The sequence below is a fragment of the Methylomonas koyamae genome, assembly GCF_019669905.1.
GTDB classification, from domain to species: Bacteria; Pseudomonadota; Gammaproteobacteria; order Methylococcales; family Methylomonadaceae; genus Methylomonas; species Methylomonas koyamae.
Map to the genome: position 1 here is coordinate 20,298 of NZ_AP019778.1, position 19,728 is coordinate 40,025.

Annotated in this window: 19 protein-coding genes and 2 pseudogenes; 3 read left to right on the forward strand and 18 right to left on the reverse strand. The window is 51.0% G+C overall.

The window, feature by feature from the left end:
- Window positions 1-238: 238 nt before the first annotated feature.
- Window positions 239-381, reverse strand: a pseudogene (locus MKFW12EY_RS21945) (cold shock domain-containing protein); the annotation flags it as partial.
- A gap of 248 nt (window positions 382-629) precedes the next feature.
- Here MKFW12EY_RS21945 and MKFW12EY_RS21950 point away from each other — a divergent pair.
- Together MKFW12EY_RS21950 and MKFW12EY_RS21955 are read left to right on the forward strand one after the other, a co-directional pair.
- On the forward strand, window positions 630-863 hold the full coding sequence (locus tag MKFW12EY_RS21950) for an AbrB/MazE/SpoVT family DNA-binding domain-containing protein (RefSeq protein WP_064023836.1): 234 nt from the start codon (window positions 630-632) through the stop codon (window positions 861-863).
- A complete protein-coding gene (locus MKFW12EY_RS21955) occupies window positions 850-1,266 on the forward strand; it encodes a PIN domain-containing protein (protein ID WP_054759933.1) in 417 nt (138 codons plus the stop codon). Before MKFW12EY_RS21950 ends, MKFW12EY_RS21955 begins: the two co-directional genes overlap by 14 nt.
- Window positions 1,267-1,461: 195 nt before the next feature.
- On the opposite strand, the gene MKFW12EY_RS21960 is transcribed toward MKFW12EY_RS21955, so the two are convergent.
- The 12 genes from MKFW12EY_RS21960 to MKFW12EY_RS22015 form a co-directional block, all read right to left on the reverse strand.
- Entirely contained in the window at window positions 1,462-2,499 is a 1,038-nt protein-coding gene (locus MKFW12EY_RS21960; protein WP_157199241.1) for a hypothetical protein, read from the reverse strand.
- Window positions 2,471-3,883, reverse strand: coding sequence for an MBOAT family O-acyltransferase (locus MKFW12EY_RS21965; RefSeq protein WP_221054680.1), 1,413 nt, complete (start codon window positions 3,881-3,883; stop codon window positions 2,471-2,473). The genes MKFW12EY_RS21960 and MKFW12EY_RS21965 overlap by 29 nt, the downstream gene beginning before the upstream one ends.
- A gap of 16 nt (window positions 3,884-3,899) precedes the next feature.
- Window positions 3,900-4,268: a hypothetical protein gene (locus MKFW12EY_RS21970; protein ID WP_054759910.1), complete on the reverse strand. Its 369-nt coding sequence runs from the start codon at window positions 4,266-4,268 to the stop codon at window positions 3,900-3,902.
- Window positions 4,265-4,756, reverse strand: coding sequence for a thermonuclease family protein (locus tag MKFW12EY_RS21975; RefSeq protein ID WP_064023679.1), 492 nt, complete (start codon window positions 4,754-4,756; stop codon window positions 4,265-4,267). Before MKFW12EY_RS21975 ends, MKFW12EY_RS21970 begins: the two co-directional genes overlap by 4 nt.
- A 14-nt stretch (window positions 4,757-4,770) precedes the next feature.
- Complete coding sequence (locus MKFW12EY_RS21980; RefSeq protein ID WP_054759906.1) at window positions 4,771-5,403, reverse strand: IncC plasmid conjugative DNA transfer DtrJ family protein; 633 nt, start codon at window positions 5,401-5,403, stop codon at window positions 4,771-4,773.
- A gap of 2 nt (window positions 5,404-5,405) precedes the next feature.
- Complete coding sequence (locus MKFW12EY_RS21985; protein ID WP_157199239.1) at window positions 5,406-5,804, reverse strand: hypothetical protein; 399 nt, start codon at window positions 5,802-5,804, stop codon at window positions 5,406-5,408.
- Window positions 5,782-7,626 carry a conjugative transfer system coupling protein TraD gene (gene traD / locus MKFW12EY_RS21990; protein ID WP_054759902.1) on the reverse strand — a complete coding sequence of 615 codons (1,845 nt, stop codon included), beginning with the start codon at window positions 7,624-7,626 and terminating at the stop codon, window positions 5,782-5,784. Before traD ends, MKFW12EY_RS21985 begins: the two co-directional genes overlap by 23 nt.
- Window positions 7,626-9,713 carry a MobH family relaxase gene (gene mobH / locus MKFW12EY_RS21995; RefSeq protein ID WP_221054681.1) on the reverse strand — a complete coding sequence of 696 codons (2,088 nt, stop codon included), beginning with the start codon at window positions 9,711-9,713 and terminating at the stop codon, window positions 7,626-7,628. The genes traD and mobH overlap by 1 nt, the downstream gene beginning before the upstream one ends.
- A gap of 15 nt (window positions 9,714-9,728) precedes the next feature.
- Window positions 9,729-10,145 carry a hypothetical protein gene (locus tag MKFW12EY_RS22000; RefSeq protein ID WP_157199238.1) on the reverse strand — a complete coding sequence of 139 codons (417 nt, stop codon included), beginning with the start codon at window positions 10,143-10,145 and terminating at the stop codon, window positions 9,729-9,731.
- 1,410 nt (window positions 10,146-11,555) lie between these two features.
- Window positions 11,556-12,452 (reverse strand): CE1 family esterase, encoded by an 897-nt coding sequence (locus MKFW12EY_RS22005; RefSeq protein WP_054759930.1) that lies wholly within the window; start codon window positions 12,450-12,452, stop codon window positions 11,556-11,558.
- A gap of 13 nt (window positions 12,453-12,465) precedes the next feature.
- On the reverse strand, window positions 12,466-13,092 hold the full coding sequence (locus MKFW12EY_RS22010) for a hypothetical protein (protein WP_157199237.1): 627 nt from the start codon (window positions 13,090-13,092) through the stop codon (window positions 12,466-12,468).
- A gap of 42 nt (window positions 13,093-13,134) precedes the next feature.
- Complete coding sequence (locus MKFW12EY_RS22015) at window positions 13,135-13,461, reverse strand: EthD family reductase (protein ID WP_054759895.1); 327 nt, start codon at window positions 13,459-13,461, stop codon at window positions 13,135-13,137.
- A 117-nt stretch (window positions 13,462-13,578) separates the two neighbouring features.
- On the opposite strand from MKFW12EY_RS22015, the gene MKFW12EY_RS22020 reads away from it, so the two are divergent.
- Entirely contained in the window at window positions 13,579-14,454 is an 876-nt protein-coding gene (locus tag MKFW12EY_RS22020) for a LysR family transcriptional regulator (RefSeq protein ID WP_064025506.1), read from the forward strand.
- A 415-nt stretch (window positions 14,455-14,869) separates the two neighbouring features.
- Here MKFW12EY_RS22020 and MKFW12EY_RS22025 read toward each other — a convergent pair whose 3' ends face one another.
- From MKFW12EY_RS22025 to MKFW12EY_RS23220, 5 genes and pseudogenes are all read right to left on the reverse strand, one after another.
- Window positions 14,870-17,041, reverse strand: coding sequence for a putative Ig domain-containing protein (locus MKFW12EY_RS22025; protein WP_221054682.1), 2,172 nt, complete (start codon window positions 17,039-17,041; stop codon window positions 14,870-14,872).
- Window positions 17,042-17,091: 50 nt separating this feature from the next.
- A complete protein-coding gene (locus MKFW12EY_RS22030) occupies window positions 17,092-17,970 on the reverse strand; it encodes a transglutaminase-like domain-containing protein (protein WP_221054683.1) in 879 nt (292 codons plus the stop codon).
- Window positions 17,967-18,752, reverse strand: a complete 786-nt coding sequence (locus tag MKFW12EY_RS22035; protein WP_221054684.1) for a rhodanese-like domain-containing protein — start codon at window positions 18,750-18,752, stop codon at window positions 17,967-17,969. Before MKFW12EY_RS22035 ends, MKFW12EY_RS22030 begins: the two co-directional genes overlap by 4 nt.
- Window positions 18,753-18,998: 246 nt before the next feature.
- Window positions 18,999-19,554: pseudogene (locus tag MKFW12EY_RS22040) on the reverse strand (REP-associated tyrosine transposase).
- A 42-nt stretch (window positions 19,555-19,596) separates the two neighbouring features.
- On the reverse strand, window positions 19,597-19,719 hold the full coding sequence (locus MKFW12EY_RS23220; protein WP_280637661.1) for a hypothetical protein: 123 nt from the start codon (window positions 19,717-19,719) through the stop codon (window positions 19,597-19,599).
- Between the last annotated feature and the right edge of the window lie 9 nt (window positions 19,720-19,728).

Consider the following 19,728-nt stretch of genomic DNA (forward strand, 5'->3'; position numbering starts at 1 on the left):
TATCGGCCGTTTCTGTCAAAGCAACTAGCCACCATGACAATTTAATTCCAACTGTGCAAGAGGTGTTTGACAAGCAAGTGATGGAGGCTTTATTACCAATGGGTGCGTTTGTTCTGACTTCGCATAACAAAGATTATGTTAAATTATTGCAATTTCAAGGCATTTCCTATAATAAAAACGATAGCTTAGTTAGAATTTGGTTTCGCGCCTTGCTGAGCCACTGCTTCGACAAGTATAAAGGGGTCACGTTTTCAGCTTGCGGACCTTTGGGCCTCGAGGTCACTTCCATGGCCACGCGCTGGCCTTCCTTCAGGCTTTTCCGACCGCTGCCTTGGATCACACCAAAGAGTGCAAAGTCATCTCTACCGCGATTTGTTCAATGAAACCAAAGCCTTTGTCATCCTAGAAAGAGTTGGACGCTCATTTTGATCAAAAATTGGAATAATTTACACGCCGGTTAACACCAGTGGCGGTTTTAATTGGAATGGGTGGCTGGTTTGCGCCAGAACGGCGGGGTTTCCGCAGATTTCGATCATCGGCTTAGGGTTGACCATGAGAGGCAATAGCATTCATCGCCTCATGGATATACAATGTGCTATGTATATCTTTTAATGAGTCGAGAGAGGCACATGCAAGTCGCAAAATGGGGTAATAGTTTAGCTATTCGTTTGCCCGCCACGGTGGTAGAAGCGTTAGAGTTAAAGGAAGGCGATGACATTGAAGTACATATCGCCGGCGAACGGGTGTTTGAACTAGAGAAAAAACCTTCGGCAAAGACGTTGTTAGCCAAATTGCATCAATTTCGTGGGCGCCTACCCGCTGATTTTAAGTTTGACCGCCTGGAAGCGAATGAAAACCGCTAAGCCGTTTCTCGATACCAACGTCTTGCTGTATTTACTGTCTGAGGACAATCAAAAAGCAGACCGCGCCGAAGAGATTATCGCCTTCGGCGGCATAATCAATGTGCAGGTGCTGAATGAATTTGCGTCGGTAGCGTCGCGCAAGCTGAAGATGACGTTTGTCGAAATCCGCGAAACCTTGTCGATTATCCGAAGTATCTGTGAAACTCAAGCTTTGAGCGTCAGCATCCACGAACAAGGTTTGGCGATTGCCGAACAATTTGGTTTTTCGTTGTATGACAGCATGATTGTCAGCGCGGCGCTGGACGCCGGGTGCTCAATATTGTATTCGGAAGACATGCAACATGGTCAAGCTATTGGCTCGTTAGTCATTAACAATCCGTTTTTACCTTCTCTTCCTAACTAAAGAGCTTTCGCAGCCTCCCCCAAAGGAAGATGATTCGGTGGGTTCCTAGGCCGACGCTTCAACCGCAAGCGAGGTTTCTGTAAAAGCTAGCCGCACGTCCCCAGCTCCGAATGACGCGTTTTTCGCGCCGTTGGTCTGTCGTGGTCCAGTCGATATTTACTGTTATCTTTTCAACTGTGCAAATACGTCTGTCGATCACCTGCCACTCTGCTGTCGACTTTGACTTGAGCCATTTCCTAACGCACAATTCAACACCGTTGTCGATTCCGTCGTCCGAAAATGCTTGTAATCGTAAAATCGGATATTCGCGTTTTCACTCAGCAAGAGTGAGCAGTCGGGAATATTCCGGCCACCGGTTCTACTCGAAATCCGGGTTTTGAACTCCTCCAATTCCGATGTCCCGTAGACTTTCGCAATACTCGGATGTAGCGGGTTTAAATAATAATGAGCTTCGATCTGTTGGCTATTTAGAAACTCCACCAGCGATTTAAACTCGTCGAATCGCGTCATTATCCAAGGCGAAACAGACTTGGGCCCCCTACCCTGCTCGAATTGTCTTTTGACGAATTCAGTTTCGTTTCTCTGTATTTCAGTGTCGTACCGGACCAACTGATACCGGCCGGTATGGTCTATATCGTATCTAACGGAAATGGTGTGGTTTAAGGCGTCGAACAGATACCCTATCCCATCGCCAAGGCTGGGTTCGAACAGGTAATTCAAATAGAATTTCCAGCCCGATTCGCCGGTCACGATCGGATGCAATCGATTGGCTGGGCCGTCGTTTACCGGGTCGGAAAAGGCGAACGGCTCCAATCCGTAGACGATGTGCTTAAGCGGCAGTCCTTGCGCGATCAGCGCTTTTAACGTGGCTAGGATCTCACCCGGCCGACCCGCCAAGAATGCCAGGTTGTAACACCGGCCTTCAGGGAAATACTGCGCCAAGAGCCGTGGGTCGAGCAAGCCCATCACCGATGACCCGACCAGAAGGCAATCAATCGGCTGCTCCGGGTACGGCGCCGATATCTGATTCAACAGATGGCTCACTTTGCGGTAACGTTCGTTGGTCGCCGGCGACGTATAAGGTTCGCCGATACCTTGGTCGACATCGAACACTTGGTAGGGATTCACCAGCCAGTTCCACACCGGCATCGCCCCGCCAATCAACACGCTCACGGCCAAAGCGGCACACCAGAAATGGCCGAAATTAGAACGACCAGTAGATGAAGCTTTCATGGGCCGCCGATAGCCAGGTGCCGGCGAAGAATAAACCGGCAAACGTCGCGAGTGCCTTCAGATCCGGGGTAAAAGTGTCGAGTTGTGCTTGCGCATTACGGTAGCGCAGACAAATGGCCAGTAGGAAGCCGATGGCGAGCAGGTCCAGGCCGTTGACCAGCCCCGATATCGGAACCGTCTCGGACCCGAACCAGCCGGCGAGCATGACCGGCACCGATATCCCGTTGAGTCCCAACATCGCCAGCCAGATCTGTAGTGCCTGGTCAATACTCGCCGCCCGGAATAGCACCCAGGCGAAAAACACTCCAAGCAAGGTCAAGGTTCGAGCCAGATAACCCGGCATCGTATAACCCGTCTTGGTCCATAGCCGATAAAGCGCGATCATGGCGCCGTGCATCGCTCCCCAGGCGACGAAGGTCCAGGCGGCACCGTGCCATAAGCCGCCTAGTAGCATTGTGATGGCCGCGGCCCACAATCCACGATAAAAGCCTTGCCGGTTACCGCCTAACGGGATGTACAGATAGTCGCGCAGAAACCGCGAGAGCGTGATATGCCAGCGCTTCCAGAAGTCGGCGATCGTACCGGCTTGATACGGCGAAGCGAAGTTTTGCGGGAGCACGAGTCCGAACATCAATCCGACGCCGCTGGCCATGTCGCAGTAGCCCGAGAAGTCGAAGTAGATTTGCAAGCCATACCCCGCGGCCGCTACCCAGGCCTCGCACACGGTGAGTCGATCGCTGAGCTCAAACAAGGGATCCACCACGGCCGCCAGGCGATCGGCGATCACGGTCTTTTTGCACAGTCCCGCCACAAACAGGAACAAGCCTTTGGTCATGCGTTCCGGATCGAAGCGAATGCCTTGCCGGAGCTGCGGCATGATGTCGGAATAATGCAGGATCGGGCCGGCAATCAGATGCGGGAAAAACGAAATGGAAAACGCAAAACGGCCAAGATCGAAATCGTCGACCCGGCCTTTGGCACAATCGACTAAATAGGCAATCGCCTGAAAGGTAAAAAATGAGATTCCGAGCGGCAGGATCACCCGCAGCAATGGCCATTGGCTGCCAGTCAGCGCGTTGCTTGTCTCGATCAGAAAATCGGCGTATTTGAAGTAGGCCAGAAGCCCCAGGTTGTACACAACGCCCAAGACTAACCTGATTTTGGAGTGAGTGACGGCAATCCGTTTGCCCCAATAGAAATTCAGTAAGGCGTTGACGACCAAGAGCAAGGCGTACTCGGCGCTCCATGCTGCATAGAACAGCACCGAGCAGCCGACGATGAACCATTGCGCGATCTCTCCGTAGTGTCGCGACATGAGCCACCACCACAACAGCAAGGTCGCCGGCAGAAACAGGTACATGAATTCAGGGGCAGTAAACAGCATGCCGACGTCTCCTCTGTTATTCCGTGCCGTCCGACGCAGACTTGGCCATTGCCGCCAGTGCGGCTAGCGTGTCGGGGTGATGCTCCAATGTGCTGGCTGTGGGGTCCACGACCTTGTTTGTCGGATCCAGCAACACGGTCATTCCCATGACGACGCGGAACAAGGACGCGCTGCGTGCCAAGCGAATCAGGTATTCGCACACACGCCGGCAATTCTCACTGTCATCAACAGAAAAGGGTTCGGTGTCGTCTTCACCGCCTTGCGGCTTGGCGATCTTCTCGGGCATGGTGCCGCCGTGTCGGCTGCTGATGGCCTCCAGCGCGTACGCCAGTTCAAGGGCCATGTCTAGGTCTGCCGGATTCGCTTTCGCCATCGCCATCTTCATCTTGCATCCTCGGTACGTCTAAATTCCCAAGGCGCAATAGGATTTGGATCTTGCCATAACCCGAGGTGACTAGCTTGAGCGGTGCGCTCGGCTTGAAGAAATACCGGATCATTGCTGTATTGCCGATACACCCAGGCCAAGCCCTTGGCTACTTGTGCCAAGTTAACGTCCTGACCGCCCACGTCGACGTGGCCAATAAGGCGGCCGTAGCGGTCTTGCTGGGTATATTCGACCGTAACTCGGCGGCGGTAGGTGGTGTCGGATAGTCCGTGTTTGGCGGCCTGACCATAGGCTTGACTGAGTTCAGGCGCATCGATCTTGGCCAAGCGCACTTTTAAGGTCTGCCGGTCGTCGGTGAGCAAGGTCAGCGTGTCGCCGTCGTGCACGCCTATCACGACACCAAGCAGTCTCTGTGCCTGAGCGGTACCTGCTAGAAGAAACAGACTTAACAGGACTACTAAGCGGCCGGTCTGTCCGGATGGATTCATACAGGTTCTCCTGGCTATACTCGTTTCTGGGTGTGAGCAAAATAGACGTTCATCGCAAAGGCGATGCCGACACAGGCCATCGGCATCGCCTGCGGCGGGATCGGAAATGGGAAGGTCAAGCCGAGCAGCAGCAAGTAGATAATGCCGATGACGGTGTAGAAGCTATACCGGTGCGCCAACGGGCTGGAATAATCGAAGTTGGATTGCTTGATTTTGCGTTGCACCAAGCCGTCCACCGCACTGGGTATGGCGACGGCGATTAAAAACGGCCACCAGGACAACAGTAAGAAAAAACGCCGCAACGATTGGTAAAACGTCCCGAATAGCACGTCCAATTTGCTTTGGACCAGGGGGAAATAATCGGTCTGCCCGAAATGTTCAAACCCGACCGATTTCTCGCGCTCGGCAACGGTAGGGATGAAAAAATGGTACACGTTACGTTGAATGCCGGTTTCCACCAGCAGGGCGTTGAATACCGCATTGGCTTCATCCCGAATCCGCCGATCGTTGTCAGCGCCCAGATATTCGATGATCATCCGGTCTTCGGCATCTTGCATATTGGTTAACCATTGGTCAGACACCAATACCGCAATCAAAAATACTTCGGCCGCCCACAAGATCAAGGTGACAATGAGGCTCTTGGTCATAATTACGCCGCTGCTCGCTGGATCAAGGCGACAACCCTGGGGTTGGTCACCAAAGCCTCAATCGATACGTCCATTACATACCTGTGGAGCAAAAAGCGCTGAATCGATTCGACCGTCCGGAGCAGACGATATGCATCGTCCGTATGATGCTGCCTGGATGCCTGCGCGTAAGCGATCAGTACCTGAGACATCAATTGCGTGATCACGTCCTCCAACTGATCTGCCTTATGGTGATGATCGGTCATGATCTTGATCGCCGCTTGGAGAATGTCGATCGCAACCGGCCAATCCAATTCCAGTATTTGCAAATCTCGATTCTCGGTTGGGTTTAATTTGCGCCATCGATTCAGCATGATTTCTTCCGCGGTTTGTTTTGGTTTACGCATTTTTTTGCGAGGCATGGGTTTTTTCCTTGTCCAGGTCAGAGATCAGTATTGGCAGACGGCCCTTGACGATGCGGCCGCCAGACAATTTGGCGATGTAATGTAGATCAGGCAATTGGCCTAATAACTGCGGGGCGAATAAGTCGCCCTCTTCCTCCATTAATCGCTCGCCGATATTTCCGGAAAATACCGCTGGATTCGCTGAATGGGTAGAAACTCCCTGGGTTCTCATGATGTACTTCAATCGGGTTTTGGGCAGGTTGTCGGTGATATAGGTCTGGGTCTCGGCGTCCATCACCCGGAGCGCGATCAAGTTGTTGAGGTTGGCCAGTATTTGTCTGGCCTTGGCTTCGGAACCCAGTCGGGCCGAAAAGTCCGCAAAGGTTTGGGTGGCAATAAACAACCGGAATTGGGCGCCGCGGCCTTTGTTCAAGAGCTGGATGCACGGGTCGTTAATCACTTCGGCCGCTTCGTCGACAAAAATATTGACCGGCCGGTTATCGACGCCGTGGTTGTACCGGTCGCCGGCGACAGCCGCCAGATCGGCCAACAGAATGGAGCCGATAGCACTGCCGACCATGCTGTCCGATAAGGAATCCAGACCGATGTATGCGACTTTAGCGCCTTTAATGATTTCGGCCGCGTCGGTAATTGCACGTGTATCGTTCGAGTCGCTTTGGTCCGGCGATAACAATGCGCCCAAGCTGCCGGAGGTCAGCATATTCATCAGCGGCAATAAGGAGGCGATCATTTTGCTGAAATGCGTACGGTCGTGTTCGAACATGGAAATCAGCCCCTCCAGATCGGTGTTCTGCCGTTCCTGCTGGACCCGCTCCCGGTAAAATTTGACCAGCAACTGCGCAGTTTTATCGTTCAGATCCATTCTTTTAATTCCGATACTACTGCGCCAATTGAAATGGAGCACCTTGTCGAAATAACGCACCAAGGCTTTAATCACCAACGGCACCGGGCCGCCTTCCAGGTAAGTCCGTAGCTTCACCAGGGACGGTTGCTCTTCGGCCGCAAACAGGCCTTGGACGATGTTATCCAAGGCTTTTTGCCCAAAGGCCTTGAACGGATCCGAACCGGATTCACCAGGACTGACCGCGGCAATCCGGCTGGCCAACTCGGACGAGCGGTTGAAATTCTTTAACGGATCGATACGGACGCTTTCGTCCGGAAAAGCCGGGTGGAAATAGACAAACCGGTCCGGGTTCCGCGAAAGTCGGCACGCGCGTTCGGCGCACCATTTCAGATCTTTGTCGCCTTTGGGATCGATGATAATCACGGCTTCGTTGCGCAGCACCGCCTGTGTCACCAAGATGTCGAACAAGCGGGTCTTTCCGGCACCAGTGGTACCAACGATCAAGGTGTGGCCGGCACTGTGCGAGATCGCTTGCCGAATGTAATCCTCGGTTAACCCTAACCCATGGATCCATGTCGCCCCCATCCGATCATGATTGACCGGGATTAACCCGGTTAAATCGCGCTTTTGGATGTCGTAAGCCAATTGGGCGTGCTTTTGGTTCCACTCGAATCCCCAGCCCAACCACCATTGATCCGGGTGGCGCCGAACAATACCGGCCAGACTGGCGACATTGAACCGCTGAAATTTGAAGTAATTGAGCCGGTGTTTTCGATACCAAACCCCGGCCGATGCCGGCACGCGCTTGACCGCCATGAAGACGCACGCCACCATAAGACCTGTAAAAGGCTCGCTCGGTAATCCCGAAAACCGATACATCAAATACGCTACAAGACCAAACGCGATCCAGACCACAATGGCCGTAATTTCGTAATTGGGCCGCCAGGGTAATTGATAGTCGTATTCGTCTTTCATTACTTTTTAACGATGAATTTTTTATTGGTGTTATCGATCGAAATATCCGGTCGGTCGAAGGCATATCGCAATAACTGTTTCATTTCGAATAACTGCTGTTCCTCGATATAACCTCTCAGTAACACCATATCCACGATCAAGCTATCATCCGTTTGATCGACTGCAAGCGGCAGTTCGAAGGCTTTAATCGTTTGTATAAGTTGCTCAATCTCATGGTTCGCATTGCGTTGCGCTGTATGCGCTCCCTGGGGTTGTCCGTGACTTGGTGTTGGGCGGTTAGTACCCGGATGGGTGGCGATGATTTGAGGCGGTGTTGGGGGAACCGGCGGCGTTTCCGCGTTTTGGATCAATACCGTTAGGTATCGGCTGGTTTCTTTGTTCAGCAGTACGCCCTTGACGCCGCCCAGTTCGGTAACCTTGACCATGGGTTTGCGCGGATCGACTTCGATCATGCCGGCGGCGTCTATTGTCGTGATGATATTGATGGGTTTTTGGTTCAATGCCGCTGCAATATTCTGATGCAACATCAAGACGCGGCCATTCGGTTGTATTTGAAAATATTCCGCGGATATCGGGTCAAGACTTTGCATCAACAAGGCGCCGGCCGCGTGCTGTGAGGCCAACCACTGTCTGGCGGCTTGGGTTTCCGCGGGATTATTGGCCTTGCTATTGTCCTCTACGTTCGGGGCAGGACTAGCCGCACTCGGTTGGGAATGATTTGTTGGCGCCGAGGGCGGCGTTGCTGGTTGAGCCTTTATCGATGTCTCTATTTCCACGACGCCTCCAGACGGTATATCCGGTTCAGATTCCGGGTTCGCCTGCTCCGCGTCGGTTGAATTCGCGCTATCGTGATTTGTTGGGGTTACGGCCGCTTCACCATCCTGTGCTACCGCATCGGATTGACCGTCGGTCTCGGTCTCGATGTGAATCACATGTCCGTCGACGATCAAAGGCAGTGCGTCGGTATACACGTTCATCGGATCCGCCAACTTGAGCACCCTAAGCGGCCGGTCCATGCTGCCAGGCTTAATATTCCAGTAGCGCCTGACGGTTTGCGGATTCAAGCGATATGGGACGGCAAGCTGGCGATCGATCAGAATATCGGCTAGCGTATCCGGGTGTTTTGGTATTCCAGGAATATTGCTTTTCGTGATCAAACGGCTAACATCTTCGGCCGCTTCATTCCACAGGATAAAGGTGCCTTCTTTTAGACGCCAAACCACCGCCCCTTTGGCATTATCGGTCCACGTTCCCTTTTTAATCTGTTGCCGCATGGCGTCTAATATGAACCATTCGATCGGTGCGCCTATCGACGGGTCAATGGGTATGCAGTTATTTTTAAGGTCTTTCTCTACGCTGAGGTAGTCGGCATCCATTACCAGTGAGTACATCTTTGAGTTGTGTGAGGTGCCGGCAATTGTGAGCAGCATTTCTTTGTAGATAGCCGGCCCGTATTCGTTTAAATACTCCTGAACTTCGGGTGTGATGACCTTATTGATTAAAGTCGGTGAAACAATTTCATGGTCGCCATTCCGGTTGACTCGCCAACTCAGATAATACCGTTGGATTTTGCGCTTCCTCGCCCAGGTTTCAATATCGTCCCCCACTATATTGCAGGTATGAGCGCCATCCTCGGATTTAATTTCAACGTCGGTGACCGGCTTGCCTAAATCATGCAACATACCGGCAATGAATATCGCCAATCGCCAGCGTGGCGTCAGTTGTTTTCGTCTACCTGGGTTTTCATCCATGCCGTACAGCACGCCATGGGATTTATAAACAGCTTCAAAACCGACCTCTAGGCCATGACGGAATAACCCGCCGGCGCCCCGGTGGTGATGCTTTTCAGACGCAGGCAGCAAATGCACAAATCGCGCATAATTGAATATTAAGGGGTATACACGCCCTTGATATTCCTGGTCGGTGACACCTAAATAGTGTTTGATTTTTTTAATTAATTCTTCTTGTGACTCTAGGATTTTAATTGCGGGGATCACCGGCAGCCCTTTGGCGAATGGTGGATATCGAGGCACCTCTTCATCCGGCTCGGCAATCCGCAATATCGTATTGAGCAATTTCGCTAACATCGCCGATAAACCCGTTTATTTCTTCAAGCTTTTTGGATTGCATGACTCTTTCAGTCTGGCCGGCATGGTGGTGGTGCGAATAATCTCGTGATCGCGATCGGTCATGTCCAGCTTATGCCGGCAGTATTTCCGCCAGGCTCTTTCGATTTCGTCGCCACTCGGCTGAAATCCGGGTTGCGCTAAGGCTGCGTCCGCTTCGGCCAATGGCAGAGTTACGAATCCACTCGCATCTGCCAAGGTACCGGCTGCGGCATGCGGTTTACGGGTGACCACATGCTCCACGGACGATTGCCGTACCGCCGCCCCGCCAGTTTCGGAGGCAAAGGCATCCATTCCAAGCTGCCAGTTGTGGCGAGGTCCGGCGTCGGTTATCGATGTGATGACTTGCTGAGAAGTTGCTGGATCGATCAGCGCCTGGGCGCAACCGGCCATAAAAGGTAAAAGTAAGAATATGGATGTCCGCATTGGCCTGTCCTCTGGTTAGGGTCAGGTCAGCATATCGCATTCCGAATTTTGAACCCGCTGGCTAGATGCATCTGTAATGCACTTTGCCAGCGGGTCTTCCCGTCACTTGTTGGATCGCGCGCGCAATTACTGTTGCGGTCTACCCCGCCACCATAAGTCAACGGGCTATTCAAATTTTCAATTGACCCAAGCCTCTGCCACATTATATTTTTCCACCTGCTTGCCCCATTTTATAAATATGGGTCTTCATGGTGGAAAACTATAATGGTGCAACTCGATATTTATGATCGATTTTGCGATGGTTCTGCCTTGAAAACACCAGAGATTATTGGAGCGAGAACAATATCATTTCTTGCTTAGTGATTGATATATCGATGGATTTATTAATGGTGCACGCTTGTGAACAAATTAATGTGGCAGCGCAGTTGATTAATTATTGCGTTTTGCGCGTCGAATTTTTACGTCGTTCCTTTTCAATTCAATAGGTTCGCGGCGATGCCACATTGTATTTTTTCCACTACGCAATGACGTTAAACAGAGCCGCCTAACAAGCCCTATCTGAGCAATGGGTACTACGTCATTCTGATATCGGCAGTCGTTTGCACGAATATCTCGTTTCATGGGATGCGCTTTGCTAATGCCTAGCGTCAACCGGCCGACGGACTCAAGGTAACTGTAATGCCCTTTCTTCCTATCGAAAGATTAATAAACCTTTGAATCAACAGAATACAGCCCTTACAACGACTCATTTCGCCTGTATGTCGACAAATGATCGACTGAGTTCGCTATTTTCATAATTCACATGCTGTCGAGGCAACTTGTCGATCATTCGTTGCTCACCAGTCTACTCGCTGAACCAGGAAGATTTGACAATCTAGGCATTCCGATCAAAAACAGCCACATGATCCTGTCGAAAACCCTCCACGATTTTCAAGATGAGTACACCGATAGCAGATCTCAGCTTTTGGAAGTGACGAATTAACACAACCGACCCATTTTACCTGTCGCATTTCTCTAAGCCGGTGAGCCGGCCAAGTCTAGATTTTGCAACGGAAGGGCTCAAAGCAGCCCCTGGGGAACTCACACAACCGGCCAAAACCCGCCGCTCGGAGTAGCTATCCAATTTTAATAATTAAGGCATCATGTAACCCAATCGGCTGTCCGGTATTCGGCTAGCAAAATGACATTATCAATGCCCCATCACCTGGAGCCAATCCGTTGTTCAGCCGTTTTAGGCCGCCAGCTCTCAATGCGAGCCGAGTCGGTTGTCAGCCAACTACTCAGCCGCTAAAAGGGGCAGACCCGAGATGGAATCCGGGTCATCCGTTTGCTTTCGGGTTTACCTTTACTCCCACTACGATTCATATAGAGCCCATTTCACTTTGCCTCCCGTGGGCTAACTTGAGACGTTGACACAAAAAACTCGATGATATCCTGAGTACGCTCGGGCCAATGTGAATGGATTTGATCACCTTCACAGTACAACGTTTTTACGCCCCCGGCACACCCTGAATAAGAGGAGCAACCATTTGCGATTTTGTCCGGAATAGGATCACATTTATTACAAGCCGCCCACCAACCCACCGCTTGCTGACCATAACCAGGGAACAGGCGATCCTTACTGCTGTGCATAACCATAACCGGCAAGGGTTCAGGGCATCTGCGGTCGCGTAAATCATCATATGCAACCCCTGCTGCGCTCGGCGCAATTGCACGTGGGATGTGTCGTGTGCCAGTCATAAACGCTAATGCCATCGCCGAAGTTCCTCCATCGGAATGCCCGGTAACATAGACTTGTTTTTCATCAATACACCACTTTTTGGCCATTAAACTGGGAATGGTGCCTAATTCTACGGTAGTGCTGGGCGATAATTCCGGATGATCCGCATAGGCCACGATGAAACCGGCTTGGGTGGCAGGAAAAGTGAACCCAGTTGTTTTTTCGGTTTTAGCCCGATTCGATCCCGCCGGAGAAAATACCAGTAATAGTGGGTGGGCAACGGATGCATCATAATTGGCTGGTGTGCGGACATTGTATTTGATGCCATGTTCGGTTTCTTCACCATAAGTCTCTCCAGCGTCTCCACTGAGTTGACCAGCTTTGCAAAGACGTTGCAGCATCTCAGGTCGATACACAGCCTGCCCCAATTCTACTGATTCGCCGCTATGATCCATCAAAAGCATGACAACCATTGCTAATATCGGTAAACCGAATAGCACTTTCTGCCAAGAATTGGTTCTTAAAAGATAAACCTTTAATTGAGCCATATTCATAGTCATATTCCCCCTAAGTACGTTTGACTCGCCTGTACCATTCCGGCGAGTGATTGGGCGCTTCCTTATTCGCTAACTTCATTACAATATAAGCCAGCAACAACAAGCTTCCGATTATCACAATATGCAGCATATAGCTTTTTCCGGGAACCGATTCCAGGCCAACAGAGAATGGAATATGAGTATCAAGACGCTTATCCTTGTCGACAATAGCGATGTGTGCCAAATAATTACCAGCGCCATATTGACTAAAATCGACCATACTATCGAAAGTACCGTTTTTAACTTTTTTCGGCTGCTGATAAAAAACCCTTTGCCCTTCAGGTTCTTTGGTGATTTCGAATTCCACGCTGACATTGCGCAGACTTTTACCTTCGTAGTCGAACACCAAATTAGTTGGGCCGATTTCGGGAATGATGCTGCAATATTCCCGATCCCCTGACAGAGTCGGGGTATAGGCCGTGAAATGGACTCGTTCAAAACCAACCCTCGTAACGCAAGCATCGGCCTCGTCAGGCGCACCTCGATGCGCTTGGGCAATAGTTGGCATTAATCCGACCCAAAAGACAACAGGCAGCAGACCCAGCCACCTAATGCGCTTATAAGCCACCTTTTTTAGTTTGTTGATTGAGTTAGACATTGATTTGCCTCCACTGTGATTATGTTAAATCCGATGGTCGGATTAGAAATCAAAGGTTTCCACCTCGGAGATCAGAAACAACGGCTCACCACCGCTAGAAATCTCAACGGCATGCTGAGCTGTTTCTTGACCGCCTGGTGAATTCAGACAAGCCTTTAATTCGGCGAGGGATGGAAAATAAACCTCGGCAATCCGATGAAACTGCGCTGCAGATTTGTCTGCATTGGAAAGAATCAATGAGGCGACAAATCGTGTTTTGCCGACCAACTTTTCCACAGCCATCGGCACATGCTCATCAGCATATCGACGTTCAAACGTATTTAAATCTGTTGGCGTAGGGTACATTACGATTAATTTTGCGGCTTTCATAGGAATTTTGAATATTTATGTGACTGGGTGACTATATTAAATAATGAGTTATGGCAACTGTAAAATACATATTTTCTATGGGAAAATAGGTTTTTCCTATTTTAAAAGGAGCAAACTGTGGAAATGCAACAAATTCGCTATTTTCTGGCCGTCTGCGATAACGGTTCGTTCACTCGCGCTGCACAAGCAACCTATGTGGCCCAACCCTCGCTGACGCAAGCAATTAAGAAATTGGAAGATGAACTTGGCGGTGAGCTATTTAGCCGAGATCGTAGCGGATGTCGGTTGACTGCTTTAGGACGTTTGATCGAACCTTCGATACGCGAAATAGTGCGCAAGACGCAAGCTGTCAAAGCAGAGGCTGCGCGTTTCAGCCGCTTAAATACTGTGCCACTTCGCATCGGAGTGATGACGACAATTGCCGCACACCATTTAAGTCCATTCTTCGCTAACTTTCAGCAAGAACGCCCACATGTAGAACTGGAATTAGTCGTCGACAGTGAATGCAATCTATTGAATCAACTTGATGAAGATGGCTTGGATTTAGTTATCAGCGCACCAACATCCTTACCGGCAGGGCATTACCAGTCTTTAAAGCTTTACGAAGAACGCTATGTCGTTGTCTTCAACGAAAAACACCGTTTCAATCAAATGCAACACATTGATTTAGCAACCATACAAACTGAACCTTACTTGGATCGCCTGAACTGTGAATTGCGTGAAACACTGAGGAGTGTGTGCCAGGGTCGGCAGGTCAATCTTTATGCTGCCTATAGAAGTAATAGCGAAGAGTGGATACTGAGTATGGTACGCGCCGGCATCGGTGTTGCGCTAATGCCGGAATTCACCATCACCAAAAATGCAGATAAGATTCGAGTTCGTTATCTGTCAGACCCAGAAATTCGTCGCACAATCTGCGCTATATTCCCACTCTCATCGGCCGCAAAACCCGAAGTGGCAGAAGTATTGAAAAGTCTGCGGATGAGTTTTTAAAAAGTCACAAGTTAGCTCAATTAGAAATGGGCAATTTGCAGTTTCGCACCAACGGCTGCTTTGTAGCCCTCCAGTTTGCAAAATCTGGCTTTGGCTGACTGGCCGGTTTGGAGAAGCGTGACAGGCCGTTTTGGGTCGACAGGCGACCGCCCACTCTTCACACACATCGCCTGAAAGCTGTCATTAAATTTCGATTTCTGTTTGCGGGCAGTCGCCACTGTGTCCAACCCACCCTAGCTGCCGGTCGCGCTTTTCCAAAGTTGACGGTCAACCAAAATCGGTTTCTACAGGCTAGAAGTCTACAAAGCAGCCTTTGACGGCCCAATCCAATCGGCCGAAAGGATTTATTCGCAATTGTTCAATTTACGGTAAGCAATCTAGCGGATGAGGTACCAACCGCTCAATCCTTAAACGATCATTCGCAACCCGGCAAAGTGATTATTTCCTGCTTGATTGCATTGACGATCAGACCGTCTGTTACACCAATTGGAAAATCGACACCGATGGGCTGATTCGCCTGGCTATCCCATCCGCAGCTTTCAAAGCGACCATTCGATTTATTAAACGATTGCGTCAAACTGACTTTGGACTTAGTTAAATTAGCCACGTCGTAACAGCTAAAACCTGCTGGCGCCAGAGGATGTCCGACGTAATTGGGCCCGGGATTGACAAACCACACCGGACATGTTTTTTCGCCGTCGAACTGCAAGGTTTTCTGTTGCAACATCTGTATCGCCAATGCATCACCGGCCTTGATGGCAAAGTCGCCAGCACTCGCGTAACTGCATTGCTCGACCTTCTGGCTGGCTGTATTGAAGCGGCTGATATTTGCCACCACCGTTGCATCGCCCAAACTGTTCAACAACCCGAGACAGGTTTGATGTTGAGCTGCGACTTGTACCGGATAAGTAAAAATGTTGAATCCAGCTTCAAAAGACACCTCGTAATTGGCAGTTGCCACCGGCGCGTCGATAACAGTAATTTTGGCCGTACGCTGCGCTTTCAGCGCGCCGTCCGATGCGGTAAAGGTAATGTAATACACACCTGCCTGATCATGGTTTGGCGTCCAACTGAATAAACCAACGCCATCGCCGCGATCCGCGAACACAGCACCGGCGGGCAATTGCGCCACCGTCAAAACCGGCACCGTACCGTCAGCATCGCTTGCCTCAACGATAAAGCCCACCGATTTGCCTTCGCTGACCGTTTTATCCGCAATAAATTGCAATACCGGCGCATGCGGTACCACCGGGAAATCATCCATCGTCAAATTATAGTGTCCACCACCATTCTGGTCGAACACGTTGATGAAGTAATTCCAGCCGTGGTTAGCAGCGCGGGTTTTGGAGAGCCACACGTTGGCCTTGTTTAAAGCCTTGCCATCCGCCCGCAGTAAACGCGTCACGTCTTTCTTGCCGGCCTGGGGATCCGGAATCCGCGCGTAAAAGAACCCGGCCGTCACCGGCAGATTCAACTGGTAACTGACCGAGCCGCCCTGCTGTCCGCTGACGGCAATACTGGCAAATGCCGATTGATCAGTCACCTGGGTATCGACACCATTCGATTCATAGACTCGCAAAGTGCTACCGTCGCTCGCCAGAAAATCCTTGATTGCATCGCGCCCCGGCAAATCGACAAGCACGTCGCGCAGAAGTTGATGGGTATTGACCGCCGTCATCAACGAGGTCAACTCGCCTCCCAATTCGTCGGCATGCGAATAGTCAGCCGTAAACTCGATGAATTTGCCGGACAACGTCGTCTCCATTTGCCAGCGGCCCATTTTGGCCGAATTCGCGGCAATGTCGCCGAAATCCAGCAATAAACTGGGCGCGACCGCCGCATCGTTAACAAAGCCGCCATTGATGCGAAAATTTATCAACAAACCTAGCTCGTTCTCGACGATGCGCGGCTGCGCGGAATTGATTTTCAAGGCCGGCGCCATGCTCCGGCCTTTGTTGCTGACACGGACGCCCAAGGTAAACGGCTCCGGCGGTTCGATACTAGGGGTGAAGGCATCGTCCCCAAACACGTCGGAAGGTAAAAAGTAATCCAATGTCAACTGCGGCATCGGCTTGACGTAGATAAAATCAGGCGTAATTTCGGTGGTTTTGGCTTCACCGTTCAGCGTGTATTGCAAGGTGGCACCGACAAAATACAACTTGCCGCCCGCCAGTTGTCCGGCGGCACCGGGGGCCGGAATGATCAACCAATGGATATCTGCGGACGATGCCGGCGCGACCACGCCGGTCCCGGTCACATTTTCGATACCGCTCAAACTGTCTTGACGGATGAAAAACTTGGCTTGGGTGTTATCCGGGTCAAAACTGCCGATTACCGGATTGCCGTCTTCATCGGCAAATTTCACATCCACCCGCACGTTTTCCACCGGGAAACCTTGGACGCCGTTGTTGATCCGCATGTGCGCATCGAAAGCCTGGCGTTCCAGCGTTAATTCCTGTTTGATTTCGATACTTACTTTGGCGCAAAACGTGTCCTCGGCCGCCGCGACGCCTGAAACTGCCAACCAAAACAGCACAAATATCCAGAACACGGCTCGATAGTTCTCAAGGTTAGCGGTGCGACTCATCTCAGGTATTCCTTCTCGGTTCAAAGCAGGCGAACGGGGCAGACAAACATCTATTCCATATCCACTTCCAAACCCTCGCCGTTAAATTGATAACGAGAGAATTTGAAAGTCGCATCCGGTCGGTTATCGACCAACCGCATCGCCACATAACTACTGTAGCGGCCATCGTAATTGCTTTTTTGCGGATCGGCGATTCGCCAAATGCCGCCGTCATCGAATTCGGCCCATTCGTGGTAAGCCGCAGCCTGCAATAAGCCGTTGTCATCCAGCACATAGCCGGCCACCGCACGAGCCGGCACCGAATTGGCTCTTGCCAACGCGGTAAATAAATAGGCGTTCTCGGTGCAGTCGCCCTGGCGTTGCTGCAAAGCATACAGAGCCCCCCGCTCGTCCCGAACGTAACCTATGTCGCGCACGTTATTCACCACCCAGTCATAGATGCCACGCAACGTTTGCGCCGGTTCGCCAGCCAACAGGTTGGCGGCGGCCGCTTGGACGGCCGGGTGATCGCTTTCGATCAACGGCTCAGGTTGCAAATACCGATCCGGTAAAAATCTCCAAAACTTATTCGGCTGGGAATTCATCCGTAATTGCGCGGTAACCCGGATCAATTTCACCCCGTAAGGCGGCATACGATCGAAGCCAAAACGCAACACCTGATTACCCAAATCATCGCTTTCCAATGTGTAAGGCTGCGACACCTCCACCCGTTCGCAGCAGGCTTGTGCCGCGGTCTGCCTGACCGGCAGATACGTGCGAAACTCGGCATGCTCCAAAACCCGATTCGAGGCATTTCGCAAAACAAAACTGTAACTTACCGTTTTACTGCTATCGTATTGCGGCGCCGTTACCAACTGCCAGCCATACCAAGCCGCACCCGACAACACCAAAGCGGCAAAAGCCGCTAACAAACGCTTTCTATGATTCATCGCCGCCTTCTACCGCATGTAACAATTTTTCCCTGTTTTTCGGCAGGCCGATTCCACACGGCCAATTGCCGTTGCAAATAGGTCCGATAGCCTTGTTTGCCGCCTTGCAGAAAATACAGCGGGGGTAGCCCTGCTTTATCGGCAATTCGGCGGAACCGATCGTAGTCGAGGCCGGCATCGGTCATCAGTAAAATCCGCGCTGCCGCAACTTGGTGTTCTCCCGGCCCGGCAACGGCTTGCCGCAACAAGCGGCGCAAATCGTCATCGGATTTTTTATCCGGCGCCTGCCGGGAAAAATCCAGGAGTTTGATGTCGCTGAATTCGCGCTCGGCATAGAACTGCGCCGGGCTGACCTGGTCCAGCGTGGCATGGATTAACGAATCGCCGCTCACAACCCCGCCCGCATGGCGCCATGCGTTCAAGCCGCCAGCCAACACCCGGACGTTATTAAAGCCCGCCGCTTGCAATTGCCCGAGCAAATCCAGGTTGCGGGCCGCGGCAAAGCCGTTGTCGAACAGCAGCAGCGCCTTATTCCGCAAAAACATCTTACCCGCTAAATCTCTGGCGGGAATATGGATACTATTAGGTATCGTCGCACCTGCGTCTGGTTTGTCTTCGCGAATATCCACCCAGAGCAAATCGGCCGATGCCGGCAAACTTTTGACTTGCTCGGCACTAACAAAAGCCGGATTTTCCAGCCTGACGGTTCCCGGCTTAAAACGGCCTTGGTCCAAATCCTCCAAGGCCGGCAATCCGAACTTTTCTAAGCTCTGCGGACGCACTTCAATTTCGGAACAGGATTCCGAAGTTGCGTGGGTCGCATGATACGAGCTCGCGGCCACAAAAGCCGGTAGGGCTAACAAAGATGTAATTAACCAAAACAGCCGTAGCCGTACTTTCACTATTCGCATTGAATATGGCTCGAATCTCTCAATTGCTTAATTACGATTTCAAATTCAACTAACAATTCTTTTGGCATTCGATCAACATGCCAAAAAATATTTAATTTAGGTTCGGAAATATTCATATTAATTAAATTGTTCGCAATCACCTATTTCAAAGTCGATGCCGCCCAGCCAATTTACAGGATAAACACCTTGCTTGAGATAACGGTGAAAACTTGAATAAGGCCAATCTATACCCTTTTTTTAACCTAGCCATGTTTCACCGGATTGAAATGTAAATAATCCATGTGATTTTCGTAATCCTGTTCGTCTCGAATACACTGTTCCCAGTAACGTCGTCGCCAGATTCCGCGTTCCCCTCTTTTGATTCGCACACTGGAACGTCCTTCCTCAAAGGGGATGCTTTTGGAAAAATGGGTTTTAATCAATTTCCAACGGATGGAAAAATCGTCATTGCCGTCCGGCAAGGTGCAGGTAGTATGCATGTGTTCCGGCAACACAACCCATCCATCAATATACCCGCAGGGCACAAGTGAAAAGGCTTTTGCCGTTTGCATAAACGTATCGATTCCCTTAACAAGTCGATACGATCAACTAACAAGGTGTTCTTCCGTTCCAGCAAATTCACGGTAAAGAAATAACACCTGCCCGGCACCCGATAGCGGCGGTAGTTCGGCATCTGTTGCCATCTCCAACGTAGGGCGGAAAAGCGATAGCGCATTTATGCCCCATCGGTATTCTGCCATGTCACCGCCAACCAAAAATCATCCGTCGGCGACCGCAATAAATCCACACTAAATTTCAACATCACCGGCTCCGAAATGCCGGATTTCGCTCCGCTCATCCAACGTAT